The sequence below is a fragment of the Micromonospora sp. BS32 genome, from assembly GCF_059089345.1.
Genome location: NZ_JBSSHR010000016.1, coordinates 126,486 through 142,469 on the forward strand (window position 1 = coordinate 126,486; position 15,984 = coordinate 142,469).

Sequence of the window (15,984 nt, forward strand, 5' to 3'; positions counted from 1 at the left end):
GGCTGGTCAGCCGGCCAGGCCGCCGCCCTCCACCGAACGGCCGACGAACCGGCCCATCCCGTCCCCCTGGTCCGTCCCATCTGTCGGCCGGGCGGCACCGCGCGGGGGCACGGCCGTGGCACCATACCCGTGTCGCCGGCACGGAGCCGGAGGACCGCACGCCCTCGCGACCGCGAGGACGCCGGCCGATAGGGGCAGCGACAGCGATGCCGGACGTCACACCGCTGAACCCGTGGGACCCGCGGCAGGCCGGGCCGTACGAGCTGCTGGGCCGGCTCGGCGCGGGCGGGCAGGGCGTGGTCTACCTGGGACGCGACGAGCAGGGCCGGTGGGTCGCCGTGAAGGTGATCAACGTGGACCTGCACCAGGATCCGCGCGCCAAGTCCCGGTTCGCCAAGGAGATTGCCGCCGCCCGACGGGTGGCCCCGTTCTGCACCGCGCAGATCCTCTTCGCCGACGTCGACGGCGATCTGCCGTACGTGGTCAGCGAGTTCATCGAGGGTGTCACCCTGCACCGACACGTGCACGAACACGGCCCGGTCACCGGGAACGCACTGCACCGGCTGGCCGTGGGCACCGCCACCGCGCTCGCCGCGATCCACCAGTCCGATGTGGTGCACTGCGACCTCAAACCGGACAACGTCATCCTCGGGGCCGACGGCCCTCGGGTGATCGACTTCGGCATCGCCCGGGCGCTCGACGTCACCGAGACGCTGACGGGCCGGATCATGGGTACCGCCCCGTACATGGCGCCGGAACGGTTCCGTGACGAGGATGTCGGGCCGGCCAGCGACGTGTTCGCCTGGGCGGCGACCATCGCCTTCGCGGCGGCGGGGCGCCCGCCGTTCGGCACCGGTCCGGTGGGGGTGGTGATGAACCAGGTCATGCACGAACCGCCCGAGCTGACCGGGCTCGCCGGCCCGCTGGCCGATCTGATCGCACACTGCCTGGAGAAGGACCACCGGGTCCGACCTCGCAGCGAGGAGGTCCTGCTGCGACTGCTCGGGCATGCCGCCCGCCCCGGAACGGCCCTGCCGATCCAGTCCGCGTTGCGGGCGGGGACCGACGCCGCGGCCACCCAGCCGGTGCCCCGCGCGCCGCGACCGGCGCCGCTGCCGTCGACGAGGCCCGTGGCGGCGGACCTGTCGGCGGCGCCCGGGACGGCGTCGCCGACCCTGTCGTCGCGCTCGCCGCACCGGCCCGGACCGGCCCACCCGCACGGCTGGACCAGTCGGTTGCGCCGGCAGTACGCCGACCCGTGGGGCACCTCGGTGGCGATCTTCCTCGGCGCGGTCGGGGCTGCCGCCGGGTACGTCGCCTCGACGGCCGTGGCCACCGCCGCCGCCGTCGGCGTCGTCACCTTCGTCGTGGTCTACGGCGTCCGTCTGCTGGTCGCCACCACGCTGACCCCCACGATCGAGCCGGACGACCATCCGGCGGACGCCGCCGCCGACCAGCCCATGCCGGCACCTCGCCCCGGCGCCTGAACCGCCGAACCCCAGGAGGATCCGATGGCCGCAGGTCAGCGTCCCGCCCGGCCGTGGCTGCCGTACGCGGCGGCGGTCGCCGCCGGGCTCGCGGTGATCACCGCGGCGTACCAGATCGTCCGGCCAGCGCCCGGCGCGGAAGCCACCGGCTGCGTCGCGCTGGAGGTGAACTCGTCGACGGAGAAGAGCGCGCTGGTCGAGCAGCTCGCCGCGCGGTACAACGACGCCGGGCGGCGCTTCGGCGGGCGCTGCGCGCGGGTGAGCGTGCACGGCCTCAACTCGGGCGAGGCGATGCAGGCGCTGGCGGGCGGCTGGACACTCGCCCAGCCGCAGCTCCCGGCGCCGCAGGTGTGGTTGCCCACGTCGTCACTGTGGACCGGGCAGCTGCGCATTCTCGACGAGGCGGCGGGCCGGGCGCCGCAGACCCCGGACCGGTACCCGTCGATCGCGAACAGCCCGCTGGTCATCGCCATGCCCCGGAACAAGGGTCAGCTGGTGCAGCAACGCGGCCCGCTCGGCTGGGCGGACGTCCTGGGCCTCTCCGGCGACACCGGCTGGGCGGCGTTCGGCCGGCCGGGGTGGGGCCGGTTCACCTTCGGCAAGGACAACCCCCACCTGTCCACCTCCGGCCTGGCGGCCACGATCGCCACCTACTACGCGGCGGTCAACCGGGCCAGCGACCTGACCGAGACGGACCTCGCCCGGCCCGCGGTGACCCAGTTCGTCCGGCGGATCGAGGCCAACGTCTCGCACTACAGCGACGACTCGGTGGACCTGCTGCGCAACCTCGCCGAGGCGGACGCCGCCGGCACCGGGGACGCCCCGGCGACGGACATGAGCGCGATCGTCCTTCAGGAGGAGCTGGTCTACCTCTACAACGAGGGCCGACTGGGCCCCACGCCGGGGCGCAAGCCGCGGGTTCCCCTGGTGGCGGTGCACCCGAAGGAGGGGACGTTCAACCTGGACCACCCGTACGTGCTGCTGCCCTCGGCCGACGCGGCGCAGCAGGCGGCCGCCGCGGACTTCCTCGCCTACCTTCAGGAGACGCCGCAGCAGAGCAGCTTCGCCGAGTTGGGCTTCCGGGACTCCGAACGCCGCCCCGCCGCGGGGCTGCTGGCCACGGTGGCCGGGCCGGGCGCGGACCGGCTCACCTACTTCGACCCGCCGGAGCCGGAGGTGGTCGACGCGATCCTCCACGGGTGGGACACCCTGCGGAAGAAGGCCAACATCCTGCTCGCCGTGGACACCTCCGGGTCCATGAAGGCCCGGGTCGGCGACCGGACCCGGTTCCAGGTGGCCACCGGCGCCGCCGGCAGGGCGGTGGGCCTGCTGAACTCCGCCGACCGGGTCGCGCTCTGGTCGTTCTCCAGCGAGACCGGGCAGCGGCCGACGAAGCCGTACAGCGAGGAGCTGCCGCTGTCGCCGTTCGACCGGGCGGCGTTCACCCGCAAGCTCGCCGGGCTGCGGGTGGAGGGCAACACCGCCCTGTACGCGACGGTGCGCGCGGCGCACCGTCACCTGCTCGACAACTACGACCCGAACCGGATCAACGCGCTGGTCGTGCTCACCGACGGCAAGAACGAGTACCGGAAGGACAGCGACCTCGACCGGCTGCTGCGCGACATCGCGCTGGATCCGGAACGGCCGGTGAAGGTCTTCTGCGTCGCGTTCGACCGGCAGTCCGACCTGGACTCCCTGGACCGGATCGCCCGGGCCTCGGCCGGCAAGGCCTTCGACGCCACCGACCCGGCGACGGTCGACGACGCGTTCGTGAAGGTGGTCAGCAGCTTCTGATCGGAAGCCGGGGCGGCGCAGGTTCGGGCGCCGGGAGGGCGGACGGTCAGGCGCCGACCCGGCGCAGCAGGCCCTCCTGCACGGCGCTGGCGATGTGCCGGCCGTCGGTGGTGAACATCCGCCCGGTCGCCAGGCCGCGCGCTCCGGAGGCGGACGGGCTCCAGCAGTCGTAGAGGAACCACTCGTCGGCCCGGAACGACCGGTGGAACCAGAGCGCGTGGTCGAGGCTGGCCCCGACGACGCCGCCGGGGCCCCACACCTCGCCGTGTACGGAGAGCACCGAGTCCAGCAGGGTCAGGTCCGAGGCGTACGTGAGGGCGCAGGCGTGCAGCAGCGGATCGTCGGGCAGCTTGCCGTCGATGCGCATCCAGACCCGCTGGTTCGGGTCCGCGGGGCGGTCGCCGGGCGGCACCCAGCCGGGCTCGCCGACGTAGCGCACGTCGATCGGGCGCGGGATCTGCCCCCAGATGCCGAGCCGCTCCGGGAAGCGGGCGAGCCGGTCGGGCATGGTCGGCACGTCCTCCGGGCCGGGCACGTCCGGCGGGGTGGGGGCCTGGTGGTCCAGGCCCTCCTCCTGCCGCTGGAAGGACGCCGACATGAAGAAGATCGGCTTGCCGTGCTGGAGCGCCACCGACCGCCGGACCGAGAAGGACCGACCGTCGCGGACGTTCTCCACCTGGTACTCGATCGGCTCCACCGGGTCGCCCGGGCGGACGAAGTAGCCGTGCAGCGAGTGCACGAAGCGCTCCGCGTCGACGGTGCGGCCGGCGGCGACCAGGGCCTGCCCGGCGACCTGCCCGCCGTACACCCGCTGCGGACCCACCGGGGGGCTCATCCCCCGGAAGGTCATGTCACCGGTGTGGTCGAGGTCGAGCACCTCGAGCAGTTGGTCGACCGCCGCCTGCCCTGTCGCCGCGGAGCCCTCGGTCACTGCGTCACCTTTGTTCGCGACTGCGGGGCTCGCAAGACCGGCTCACTCCTCGCGCTCACTGGAGGGCCCGCGCGGAGGCCGCGTCGACCAGCGAGCCGAGCTGGTGCACCCGCAGGGTGTTGGTGGAGCCGGGGGTGCCGGGCGGGCTGCCGGCCACGATCACCACGTAGTCGCCGGGGTTGGCCCGGTTGAGGCCGAGCAGCGCCTGGTCGACCTGGCGGAACATGTCGTCGGTGTGCTGCACGAACGGCATCAGGAAGGTCTCCACGCCCCAGCAGAGCGCGAGCTGGTTGCGCACCTCGGGCACCGGGGTGAAGGCCAGCAGCGGCAGGTCGCAGTGCAGCCGGGCGAGCCGCTTGACGGTGTCACCGGTCTGCGAGAAGGCGACCATCGCCTTGGCGCCGATGGCCCGGGCGATCGAGGAGGCGGCGACGGTGAGCGCGCCGCCGTGGGTACGCGGGTCGTGCTGGAGGCGGGGCACCCCGATCGAGCCGGCCTCGGTGGTGGTGATGATCTTGGCCATGGTGCTGACCGTGAGCACCGGGTACTTGCCGACGCTGGTCTCGCCGGAGAGCATCACCGCGTCCGCGCCGTCGAGCACCGCGTTGGCCACGTCGGAGGCCTCAGCGCGGGTCGGCCGGGAGTTCTCGATCATGGAGTCGAGCATCTGGGTGGCCACGATGACCGGCTTGGCGTTCTCCCGGCACAGCTGCACCGCGCGCTTCTGCACCAGCGGGACCTGGTCGAGCGGTAGCTCGACGCCGAGGTCACCGCGGGCGACCATGACGCCGTCGAAGGCGAGCACGATCGCCTCCAGGTGGTCGACCGCCTCCGGCTTCTCGACCTTGGCGAGCACCGGGCGACGGACACCCTCCTCGTCCATGATGCTATGCACGAGCTTGATGTCGTCGGCCGAGCGGACGAAGGAGAGCGCGATCAGGTCGACGCCCAGCCCGAGGGCGAAGCGCAGGTCCTCGGCGTCCTTCTCCGACATCGCGGGCACGCTGACCGCCACGTTCGGCAGCGAGACGCCCTTGTTGTTGGAGACCGGGCCGCCCTCGGTGACCAGGCAGCGGATGTCGTTGCCGGTGACGTCGCTGACCTCGACGGCGACCCGGCCGTCGTCGATCAGCAGCCGGTCGCCCGGCTTCACCTCCTGCGGCAGCTTGCGGTACGTGCAGGAGACGCGCTCCTTGGTGCCGACGATGTCGTCCCCGGTGATCACCACGGAGTCGCCGGTGCGCCACTCGTGCGGGCCGTCGGCGAACTTGCCGAGCCGGATCTTGGGGCCCTGCAGGTCGGCCAGGATGGCGACCGGGTGGCCGGCCGCGTCGGCGGCCTCGCGGACCAGGCGGTACACCGACTCGTGGTCGGCGTGACTGCCGTGACTGAAGTTGAGCCGTGCCACGTTCATGCCCGCCTCGACGAGCCCCCGGATCCGTTCCGGGGACGAGGTGGCGGGGCCGAGAGTGCAGACGATCTTCGCGCGGCGTGTCACGCCCATCAGGCTAGTCTCTCCTCCGGGTCGGCCCACCGGCCGACCCCTTTCGGACTGCGGAACAGTTGTCCAACGACGCGCGACCGGGCGCGTGGCCGGTGGACGGGGCCGCACCGGGACGTCGTGAGTGGCGGGCATCGGCGACCGCGCGCCGGAAATCGTACCGCCCGGCCGCATCCGCCGCCGGGGCCGCTCCCACGTCCGTCGCGCGGGCCGGCCGCGCCGCCGCTCACCCACCGCCGGGGGTCTCCGGCAGGGTGGGTACGGCGGAGAAGACCCCCCTCGGATCGTACCGGCGCTTGGCCCGGCGCAGGCGCTCCCAGTTGTCCGCGTACGCCAGGCGGACCCGGTCGGTCTCCTCCGGGGCGAGCAGGTTGGGGTAGCCGCCGGGCAGCGCGTGCGGGGCCAGCGCGGTGGAGGTGCGCTCGGCCCACTCCCGGTGCGCCCCCGGCTCGTCGCCCGGTGCCCACACGGCGATCACCTCGGCGAGCAGGTGGTCGACGCGCAGCCCGAACGCGGTGTCGGCGACGTCCACCCGGGTGGCCGCGCCGTGGAAGTGGTGCAGGGCGATCGCCGAGAAGGGCGAGCTGACCCGGCGGGCGGCGTCGACCAGCGCCTCGACCGTGCCGTCGGCGAGCCCGGGCAGCCAGCGGGTACGCAGCAGGTAGTGGTTCCCGTCGACCATCCCGCCGTCGAACATCCGCAGCACGTCCTCGTAGGGCAGCGGCGCCACCTGGTCGACCAGCGGGGTGCCCAGCGCCCGGATCCGGTCGACGTGACCCTGCCCCGCGGCCGGGTCGTCGCCGACGTACACCGGGCAGACGAAGACCACCCGCTCGCCGGCCGGGCCGGGCAGGAAGCCGGCCATCACGGTCAGCTCGTCCGGCGCGTCGACGAGCAGGTCGCGGTAGCCGCGCAGCACGGCGCCGGCCTCGGCCAGGGCGAACATGACCATCCCGGCGAGCGCGACCGGCAGCCGGTGCGCCCGGTAGGTCAGCCGGGTGACCACACCGAAGTTGCCGCCCCCGCCCCGCAGCGCCCAGTACAGCTCGGCGTCGTGCGCCGGGTCGGCGGTGACCCGGCGGCCGTCGGCGAGCACCACCTCGGCGGAGAGCAGATTGTCCAGCGCCAGGCCGTGGCGGCCGCAGAGCGGGCCGTACCCACCGGCGAGGGTGAGGCCGGCGAGCCCGACGGCCCGGACGACGCCGGTGGCGACGGCCAGGTCGTGCGGGCGTAGCGCGGCGACGGCGTCGGCGGCGGTGGCGCCGCCGGCCACGGTGACCGTCCCGGCGGCCGGGTCGACCGCCACGTCGCGCATCTCGGTGAGGTCGACGACCAGGGCGCCGTCGCGCAGCGCCCGGCCGGCCCAGTCGTGGCCGCCGGCCCGGACGCAGAGCGGTAGCCGGCAGCGCCGGGCGATCCGCAGGACGTCGGCCACCTCGTCGGCGTCCCGGCACCGGGCCACCAGCGCGGGCGAGCGGTCGACGGCGCCGTTCCAGAGCCGCACCGCGCCGGCGAACCGGGGGTCGGCGGGGAGCAGCAGGCGCTCGCCCAGCAGGTCCCGCAGGAGGGCGACGGCGTGCGGAAGGTCGGTGGTGGCGACGGAGGTCATCGGGGCTCCTCGACCCGGCCCGGCGGCGCCCGGCGCGCCCGCCCCGGCCGGGGCCCTCCCAGTGCACACCCGCACGCGGGCGACCGCCGTCACCCTCCCGACAGTCGGCGCCCGCTCAGCTCTCGGTCTTGGCGAGCGGGAATTCCATCGAGCCGGCCGGGCAGAGGAACGTCAGGACGTCCACCTGGTAGAGCCCGGCCTGCACGGCCGGGTCGGCCTCCATCACGCTGCGCACGTCGTCCACCGAGCCGGTGCGGGCCAGGCCGATGCCGATCGGCGGCGCCGGCTCCCGGGCCGGGCCGTCGATCGAGCCGGAGACCAGCACCAGGCCCCGCCGTTGCAGGGCCTGCATGTGCTCGGCGTGCTCGGCCTGGAGCCGCTGCACGGTCTCGCTCGGCAGCGCCCGGCCGGCCGGACCGGGATAGAGCACGATGCACTCGTACGTGTCGAGCGCGAAGTCCAGCTGCGGCGTACCCGTCATGGCGCCCCCTCCCGCGCTGCCGGCGCCCGCACCGGGACCGGCCTGCCCCGACTCGGCACAGCGTCGCACGCACGGGGCGGCCGGGGCGGGCGCTCGGCGACAACTGCCCCGCCCCGCGCCCGGTTACCGCCGGGCCGGGCCGTTCGTCCACCGGCTCCGATCCCCCGCCATGATCCACAAACGCCGTACCCGCGCCGCGCTGGTACGGTCCGCATGATGGGGAAAAGCTCGAGCCGCCGAGCGGAGGTCCCGAGGTGACGGACTCCCCCGCCGGGTACCCGCCGGCGGACGGCTCCCGGTGGCGGGATGTCTTCGCCGCCGGTGGTGAGATGGGCGCGCGGATCGCCGACCACGACTGGGCGACCACCCCCCTCGGCCCGATCGATTCCTGGCCGCAGAGCCTGCGCACCGCCGTCACCATCTGCCTGCACTCCCGCTTCCCCATCCTGCTGATGTGGGGTCCGGAGCTGGTGATGCTCTACAACGACGCCTTCCAGCCGATCCTCGGGGCGTCGAAGCGGAACGCCCTGGGCCGCCCCGGCGCGGCGGTCTGGCCGGAGATCTGGGACGTCATCGGGCCGATGCTGACCGGCGTGCTGGCTGGCGAGGGCGCCACCTGGAACCAGGACGAGCTGATGCTGCTGGACCGCAACGGCTTCGTCGAGGAGTGCTACTTCACCTTCTCCTACAGCCCGGTCGTCGACGAGTCGGGCGCGGCCGGCGGGGTGTTCGCCACGGTCAGCGAGACCACCGAACGGGTGATCAGCGACCGCCGGCTGCGGGCCGTCAGCGGCCTCGCCGCCAGCCTGGTCGACGCGGTCGACCCAGAGGAGGTGGCCCACCGAACGGTCGCCAGCCTGGCGCAGAGCCCCGCGCTGCCGTCGGTCCGGCTCTATCTGGCCGGGCCGGATGGCCCACGGCTGGCCGCGGCCGGCGGCGACCCGGTGCCGGAGGCCGTCGCGCGGGACTGGCCGCTGGCGGAGGTGCTCGCCACCGGGGAGACCCGGCTGCTGCCGCGCGACCCGGGCGACGACCCGACCCGCCCGGGCACCCCGGTGGTGGCGCTGGTGCCGGTGCCGGAGCCCGGCGGCGGCGCGCCCAGCGCGGTGCTGGCGGCCGGACTCGATCCGCGACGGCCGGTCGACGAGGGGTACCTGTCCTTCCTCACCCTGCTGGCCGGGAACATCGGCACCGCGCTGGCCGGCGCGCGCGCCTATCAGGAGGAGCACCGCCGGGCCGAGGCGCTGGCCGAGCTGGACGCGGCGAAGTCCGCCTTCTTCGCCAACGTCAGCCACGAGCTGCGCACCCCGCTGACCCTGATCGCCGGCCCGGTCCGCGACGCGCTCGACGACCCGGCCGAGCCGCTGCCGCCGCAGACCCGTCACCGGCTGGAGCTGGCCGACCGCAACGCGGCCCGGCTGCGCCGGCTGGTCGACAGCGTGCTGGACTTCACCCGCATCGAGGCCGGCCGGCTCGTCCCGGAGCGGGTGGCCGTGGACGTGGCCCGGTTGACCCGGGAGATCGCCGCCTCCTTCGCCCCGGCCATCGAACGCGCCGGCCTGACCTTCGAGGTGCACTGCCCGCGGCTGCCCCGGCCGGCGTACCTGGACCGGACGATGTGGGAGAAGATCGTCCTCAACCTGCTCTCCAACGCCCTGAAGGCGACACTGTCGGGCGGCATCCGGCTGCGGGTCGCCGACGACGGCGGCTGGTTCCGGCTGAGCGTCACCGACACCGGCGTCGGCATCCCATCCGATCAGCTGCCCCGACTGTTCCAGCGGTTCCACCGGGTCAGCGGCCCCACCGGGCGGTCGGCCGAGGGCACCGGCATCGGGCTGGCGCTGATCCGCGAGCTGGTGCACCTGCACGACGGGGAGATCAGCGCGTCCAGCACGGTGGACACGGGCTCGACCTTCGACGTGCGGCTGCCGTACGGCGCCGGGGCGAGCCGGGTGGCGTCCTCCGCCGCACCCGCGCCGCCGGTCGACCGGACCGCCGCGCTCGCGGCCGAGACGGCGGTGCCCGCCGGCACCGCGGTGACCGGCCCGCCGGACGCGCCGCGGATCCTGCTGGTGGACGACAACGCCGACCTGCGCGACTACGTGACCGGGCTGCTCGCCGGGCAGTTCCGGGTGCAGACCGCCGCCGACGGCCGGGCCGCCCTGGCGCTGATCGCCGCCGACCCGCCGGACCTGGTCCTGGCCGACGTGATGATGCCGCTGCTCGACGGGTTCGGGCTGCTGGCCGCGGTGCGAGCCGAGCCGGCCACCTCGCATCTGCCGGTGGTGCTGCTCTCCGCCCGGGCCGGTCCCGAGGCGGCCGCCGAGGGGCTGACCGCCGGCGCGGACGACTACCTGGTCAAGCCCTTCTCCAGCCGGGAGCTGCTGGCCCGGGTACGGGCCAACCTGGAGCGCGCCCGGGACCGGCTGCGCCGGGGCGCCTGGGCCACCCAGGTGGTCAGGTCGATCACCGACGGCGTCTGGGTCGCCGACGAGAACGCCGCCATTTTCCAGGTCGACCAGACCTTCGCCGAGCTGACCGGGTACGGGCCGGAGCAGGCGCCCTACCTCCCGCCGTACCCGTGGTGGCCGGACCCGGTCGCCCACCCGCGCGAACGGCAACTGCTCGAGGAGGCGCTGGTGCACCTGCTCGACGAGCACGCCGGGGCGTACGAGGTGCCGTTCCAGCACCCGGACGGGCGGCTGTACTGGGTGTCGGTCACGGCGACGGCCGTGCCGGACCCGGAGCACGACCGCACCCTGCTGGTCGGCACGGTCCGCGACGTCACCGCCGAACACCTGGTCCGGGAGCGGCACCGGTCCGCCGCCACGGTCACCGACCGGCTCGCCGGCGCCACCGACTCCGACGAGATCCTGGCGTTGACCGCCCGGGCCCTCGGCGAGGCGTTCGCCGGGACGGCGTACCTGACCCGGACGGACGAGCCGGCGCGGGCGTACACGGCGCAGGGACCGGTCCCCGTCGCGAAGCTGGACCCGGCGGTCGCCGGACGGCTGGCCGCGGCGCGCGGCGACGAGCCGCCCGCCCGTGGCGAGGTGCCGGGGGTGGCCGGCCGGTTGAGCACCCCGGCCCGGGAGTGGCGGGTCTGGGTGGCGTTTCCCCGGCCCAGGGCGGTGACGGCGGACGAGCACCTGCTCGGCGGGCTGCTCACCGCGGCCGGCAGCCAGGCGCTGCGCCGGGTGGAGGCGGTGCACCAGCAGGACGCGGTGGTCGTCCGGCTGCGCGAAGCGGTCCGGGAGGCCGGTGAGCGGGAGCGCGCCTGGCAGGCCGAGGCGGCGGCGCGCGCCGCCCAGCAGCAGTCCGACCAGCGCTTCCGCACCCTGGTGGAGGCGTCCACAGCGGTGGTCTGGACCGCCGACGCGACCGGCGCGATGGTCGAGCGCCAGCCGTCCTGGGAGGCGTTCACCGGGCAGCGGTGGGAGCAGTACCGGGGCGCGGGGTGGGGCACCGCCCTGCACCCGGAGGACCGGCCGGGGATTGAGGCGGCCTGGCGCGAGGCGCTGGACACCCGGGCGCCGCTGTACGAGGCGGAGGGGCGGCTCTGGCACGCCGCGAGCGGCGGCTACCGGCACTTCGCCGTCCGGGCGGCCAGCCTGCGCGACCCGACCGGCGCGATCACCGAGTGGATCGGCACCATCTACGACATCGAGGACCGGGTGGTCGCCGAGGGGGCGGCCCGACGCGTCGCGGCGATCAGCCGGGCCCTGCTCGACGGCGCCCCGGTCGGCGTCGGGCTGGTCGACACGGACCTGCGCTACCTCCAGGTGAACCCGGAGCTGGCCCGGATCAACGGGCTGCCGGCGGAGGCCCATCTCGGCCGGCGGCCGAGTGAGGCGCTGGCGGCGTACGGGCCGCGGGTCGAGGAGCTGATGCGCCAGGCGCAGGAGCACGGCCCGATCGTCGGGGTGGAGTTCACCGCCGAGCCGGAGGAGGCCGGGATGGCGCGGCGGCACCTCGTGGCCAGCTACTTCCCGATCCGGATCGCCGGCACCGACGAGCTGGTCGGGTTGGGCTGCACCGTCGTCGACGTCACCGAGCGCACCCGGCTGCTGGAGGCGCTCGGCGCCGAGCGGGCCCGCTACGAGCGGCTGGCCGCCACCGACGTGCTGGCCGTCTTCGGCGGCGAGGAGGACCTCATCACCGAGGCCAACGAGGCCTTCCTGGAGATGCTCGGCTACACCCGCCAGGACATCACCGAGGGCCGGCTGAGGTGGCCGGAGCTGACTCCGCCGGGCTGGGAGGGGGCGGATGCCCGGGCGCTGTCCGAGCTGCGCACCGCCGGTCGGGCCCGCACGTACGACAAGGAGTACCGGCACGCCGACGGGCACCGGGTGCCGGTGCAGATCGGGGTGGTCGCCCTGGAGCGCCAGCCGTTGCGCTGGCTGGCGTACGCGTCGGACCTCAGCGCGGAGCGGGCCACCCAGGCGGAGCTGCGGCTGTTCCAGGCGCTGGTGGAGCGGTCCGGTGACTTCATCGCGGTGGCCGCCCCGGACGGCCGGACCGTCTACGTGAACCCCGCCGGCCGGGAGTTCGTCGGCCTGGCCCACGACGCCGCCCTGGGCGACCTGCGCCTGCTCGACTTCGCGGCGCCGGAGGTTCGCGAGGTGTGGCGGCGGGAGCTGATCCCCACCGCGCTGCGCGAGGGGCACCACCGGGCGGAGAGCCGGCTGGTCCGGCTGGACACCGGCACGCCGCTGGACGTGGACCACCAGACGTTCACCGTCACCACCGGCGACGGGCGGGACACCACCGCGTTCGTCGCCACGGTGGCCCGGGACATCAGCGACCGGCAGCGGGCGCTGCGGCAGGCCGAGTGGCTGGCCCGGCTCGCGGGGTCGCTCAGCGCCGCGCGGGGGCGGGCCGCGATCGTCGATGTGATCATCCGCACGGTGCCGTCGGTGGTGGGGGCGTCCGCGGTGCGGGTGGCGGTCGCCCCGCCGGGCTCGCCGGAGCTGGCTGTGGCCGGCGGTGACGGGCCGCAGCGGCTGCCGGTCACCGCGGACGTGCCGCTGGCCCGGGCGATGTGCGACAACGTGACCGTGCCGCTGGCCGGCGACGCGGGCGTCTGCCTGCCACTGCGCTACGGCGACGGTGGGGTGCTGGGCGCGCTGGAGGTGCGCTGGGAGCGGCCGGTCGCCGACGACGAGCCGCGGCGCACCCTGCTGGACGCGGTGGCCGGCCTGTGCAGCGAGGCGTTGCAGCGGGCCGAGCTGGCCGGTGCGGCGCAGGCGATGGCGGACTTCGCGGCCCGGTTGAGCATGACCCGCTCCACCGCCGAGGCGATCGACGTGATCCTCGACGCGGCGCCGGTCGCGCTGGGGGCCGCGCTGCCGGGGCTGGCGATGCGGGACGAGGGGCGGCGGGTCCGGCTCTGGCACAACGCGGTGCCGCACGCGCTGGCGGCGAGCTTCGCCGACCTGACCATCGACGATCCGCGGCCGATCGCCCGGGCGCTGCGCACCGGCGAACGGATCATCCTGCCCGACCGGGCGGCCTTCGCCGCGCGCTTCCCCGGCCTGCCCGACCCGGTGGGCGCGCACGGCATGACGACGACCGTGGCGGTGCCGCTGTTCGACGCCCAGCGCCGGCCGATCGCGGCGCTGGGATTCGGCTGGCCGCGGGCACACCCGCTGCGGGAGGGCGACCTGGCGCTGTTGGACACCATCGCCGACCTGTGCGAGCAGACCCTGGAGCGGGTCCGGTTGGCGGCGGCCGAGCACAACCTGGTGACCCGGCTGGCCGGGCGGTTGCGGACGTCGTCGGCGGCGGTGCCGGCGGGGCTGGAGATCGCCACCCGCTACCAGCCGGCGATGAGCGGCCTGCACCTGGGCGGCGACTGGTACGACCTGATCGCCCTGGACGGCGGCCGGCTCGCGGTGGTGGTCGGGGACGTGGTGGGCCACCAGGTGGAGGCGGCCGCCGACATGGCGCAGCTGCGTACGGTGGTGAACACGCTGATCCGCACGGGCGTGCCGCTGGCCGAGGTGTTCCCCCGGCTGACCGAGCTGCTGGGGGCGGGCTTCCTCGGCACCAGCCTGGCGATGGTCCTCGACCCGGCTGCGGGCGAGGTCACCGTCGCCCGGGTGGGGCATCCGCACCCGGTGCTGCTGCGTTCCGGGCGGGCGCCGGAGACGGTGGCCACCGCCACCGCGCTGCCGCTGGGGCTGGTCCGGGAGCCGGTGCCGCTGGCCACGGTGCGGTTCGGCCCGGGTGACCTGCTGGTGGCGTACACCGACGGGTTGGTGGAGCGGCGCGACCAGTCGTACGACGCGGGGGTGGCGACGCTGCACGAGGTGCTCGTGGGGGTGCGGGACCAGCCGGTGGAGGCGATCGCCGACGCGCTCCTGACCAAGCTCTCCGGTTCGGACGACGATCAGGCGCTGGTGGTGATCCGGTACGCCGGCTGAGCGGGTGTCCCCGCCCACAATCGGCGCGCCGGTGTTGCAGCCGGCGATCTCCGGGAAAACCTCACCGTCGGTGGCTAGATTTGCCGCTGACGGCGGACACGATCGGAGACCGGTTCATGGCAACCAGCACGCAGCCCGCGAAGGCCTCGGGCACCTACCGGATCGGCGGCGACCTTCAGGTCGACCGGCTCGGCTACGGGGCCATGCAGATCACCGGCCCGGGCGTCTGGGGTGACCCGAAGGACCCGGCCGCGGCGGTCCGGGTGCTGCGCCGGGCGTACGAACTCGGCGTCACGTTCATCGACACCGCCGACTCGTACGGCCCGTTCGTCTCCGAGATGCTGATCAAGGAGGCGCTGCACCCGTACGCCGACGACCTGGTCATCGCGACCAAGGCCGGCCTGAGCCGCTCCGGCCCGGGCGACTGGCGGCCGCTCGGGCGCCCGGAGTACCTGCGCCAGCAGTGCGAGCTGAGCCTGCGCCACCTGGGCCTGGAGTCGATCGGGCTGTACCAGTTGCACCGGATCGACGAGAAGGTGCCGTTGGAGGAGCAGCTCGGCGAGCTTGCGCTGCTCAAGCAGGAGGGCAAGATCCGGCACATCGGGCTGTCGGAGGTGACCGTGGCGCAGATCGAGGCGGCCCGGAAGATCACCCCGATCGTCTCGGTGCAGAATCTCTACAACCTCGCCGACCGCAGCGCCGAGGACGTCCTCGACTACTGCGAGCGCAACGACCTGGCGTTCATCCCCTGGTTCCCGATCGCCACCGGCAACCTGGCCAAGCCGGGCGGCCCGCTGGACGCCATCTCCACCGGCCACGACGCGTCGCCCGCACAGCTGGCGCTCGCCTGGCTGCTGCGCCGGTCGCCGGTCATGCTCCCCATCCCGGGTACGTCCTCCGTGGACCACCTGGAGGAGAACGTCGCCGCCGCCGAGGTGCAGCTCACCGACGACGAGTTCGAGGCGCTGGCGAAGGCCGCCTGACCCGCAGGCCGACCGGCCGGCCGTCACTCGTGGGTGGCGGCCGGCCGTCGTACTTTCAGAGCGCGAAGCAGTTGGGGCGGATCGGTGCGTCGGTGAGCACCTGCCGGACCACGGTGTAGGTGGTGCCGTCGAGCACCAGCCCGAGGTGGCCGACGACCCGCAGCGGGCACCAGCCCTGGATCAGCACGTTGGTCGCGCCGTCGGCGAGCGAGGCGTTGCCGACCGGACGGACCAGTTCGTCCTGCCAGGTCCGCACGGTGGTCCAGCGGACCGCCCCCGGGGTGTCGTCGCCGCCGTTGAGGCCGGTGAGCAGGTCGGAGCCGATCGACATCTGCTGGCAGGCGACAATGCCGGCGCAGCTGCCGAGGCCGAGGAAGTTGATGATGTTGGCCACGTAGGTGCCCTGTTGCGGGCTGCCGAGGCTGACGTAGCGGGCGACCTTTTCGGTGCCGCCGAGGTTCTTGACGTACCAGCGGGAGACCAGGCCACCCTCGGAGTGGGTGACCAGGTCCACCTTGGCCGCTCCGGTGGCGGCGCGGACCTGGTCGACGTAGCCGGCGAGGGACCGTGCCGACTCACGGATGTCGCCGAAGCCGAGGCCGGGCAACTGGTAGATGGAGACCCGGAAGCCGTCGGCGCGCAGCCGGGCGGCGATCGGCTCGTACGCGATGGAGATGCCGATCAGGCCCCCGACGACGATGACGGGATTGGCGTTCGCGGCGGCGAGGGTGGTGCCGCTCGTGGCGACACCGGCGGCGGTGCCGGCGCTGGTG

At 74.6% G+C, this 15,984-nt stretch carries 9 protein-coding genes; 4 read left to right on the forward strand and 5 right to left on the reverse strand.

Annotation, left to right across the window (positions count from 1 at the left end; translation table 11 throughout):
* The first annotated feature begins 206 nt into the window (after positions 1 to 206).
* A complete protein-coding gene (locus AC5RWQ_RS22540; RefSeq protein WP_494284667.1) occupies positions 207 to 1,487 on the forward strand; it encodes a serine/threonine-protein kinase in 1,281 nt (426 codons plus the stop codon).
* A 24-nt stretch (positions 1,488 to 1,511) separates the two neighbouring features.
* Complete coding sequence (locus tag AC5RWQ_RS22545) at positions 1,512 to 3,281, forward strand: vWA domain-containing protein (protein WP_494284668.1); 1,770 nt, start codon at positions 1,512 to 1,514, stop codon at positions 3,279 to 3,281.
* 46 nt (positions 3,282 to 3,327) lie between these two features.
* On the opposite strand, the gene AC5RWQ_RS22550 is transcribed toward AC5RWQ_RS22545, so the two are convergent.
* From AC5RWQ_RS22550 to AC5RWQ_RS22565, 4 genes are all read right to left on the reverse strand, one after another.
* Positions 3,328 to 4,212 carry an acyl-CoA thioesterase gene (locus tag AC5RWQ_RS22550; RefSeq protein ID WP_494284669.1) on the reverse strand — a complete coding sequence of 295 codons (885 nt, stop codon included), beginning with the start codon at positions 4,210 to 4,212 and terminating at the stop codon, positions 3,328 to 3,330.
* A 55-nt stretch (positions 4,213 to 4,267) separates the two neighbouring features.
* Complete coding sequence (gene pyk / locus AC5RWQ_RS22555; protein ID WP_334486175.1) at positions 4,268 to 5,716, reverse strand: pyruvate kinase; 1,449 nt, start codon at positions 5,714 to 5,716, stop codon at positions 4,268 to 4,270.
* Between the two features lie 223 nt (positions 5,717 to 5,939).
* A complete protein-coding gene (locus AC5RWQ_RS22560) occupies positions 5,940 to 7,322 on the reverse strand; it encodes an FAD-binding oxidoreductase (RefSeq protein WP_494284670.1) in 1,383 nt (460 codons plus the stop codon).
* Between the two features lie 115 nt (positions 7,323 to 7,437).
* Positions 7,438 to 7,803, reverse strand: coding sequence for a YciI family protein (locus AC5RWQ_RS22565; protein WP_494284671.1), 366 nt, complete (start codon positions 7,801 to 7,803; stop codon positions 7,438 to 7,440).
* A gap of 254 nt (positions 7,804 to 8,057) precedes the next feature.
* On the opposite strand from AC5RWQ_RS22565, the gene AC5RWQ_RS22570 reads away from it, so the two are divergent.
* Together AC5RWQ_RS22570 and AC5RWQ_RS22575 are read left to right on the forward strand one after the other, a co-directional pair.
* Positions 8,058 to 14,228, forward strand: coding sequence for a PAS domain S-box protein (locus tag AC5RWQ_RS22570; RefSeq protein WP_494284672.1), 6,171 nt, complete (start codon positions 8,058 to 8,060; stop codon positions 14,226 to 14,228).
* A 116-nt stretch (positions 14,229 to 14,344) separates the two neighbouring features.
* A complete protein-coding gene (locus AC5RWQ_RS22575) occupies positions 14,345 to 15,211 on the forward strand; it encodes an aldo/keto reductase (RefSeq protein WP_494284673.1) in 867 nt (288 codons plus the stop codon).
* 55 nt (positions 15,212 to 15,266) lie between these two features.
* Here the strand turns inward: AC5RWQ_RS22575 and AC5RWQ_RS22580 are convergent.
* A partial coding sequence (locus tag AC5RWQ_RS22580; protein WP_494284674.1) for a lipase family alpha/beta hydrolase occupies positions 15,267 to 15,984 on the reverse strand: 718 nt, incomplete at its 5' end.

Bases quoted from the DNA above. Each gene is read 5' to 3' on its own strand.
- AC5RWQ_RS22540 (WP_494284667.1), top strand. From the start codon at position 207: ATGCCGGACGTCACACCGCTGAACCCGTGGGACCCGCGGCAGGCCGGG.
- AC5RWQ_RS22575 (WP_494284673.1), top strand. From the start codon at position 14,345: ATGGCAACCAGCACGCAGCCCGCGAAGGCCTCGGGCACCTACCGGATC.
- pyk (WP_334486175.1), bottom strand. From the start codon at position 5,716: ATGGGCGTGACACGCCGCGCGAAGATCGTCTGCACTCTCGGCCCCGCC.
- AC5RWQ_RS22560 (WP_494284670.1), bottom strand. From the start codon at position 7,322: ATGACCTCCGTCGCCACCACCGACCTTCCGCACGCCGTCGCCCTCCTG.
- AC5RWQ_RS22545 (WP_494284668.1), top strand. From the start codon at position 1,512: ATGGCCGCAGGTCAGCGTCCCGCCCGGCCGTGGCTGCCGTACGCGGCG.
- AC5RWQ_RS22565 (WP_494284671.1), bottom strand. From the start codon at position 7,803: ATGACGGGTACGCCGCAGCTGGACTTCGCGCTCGACACGTACGAGTGC.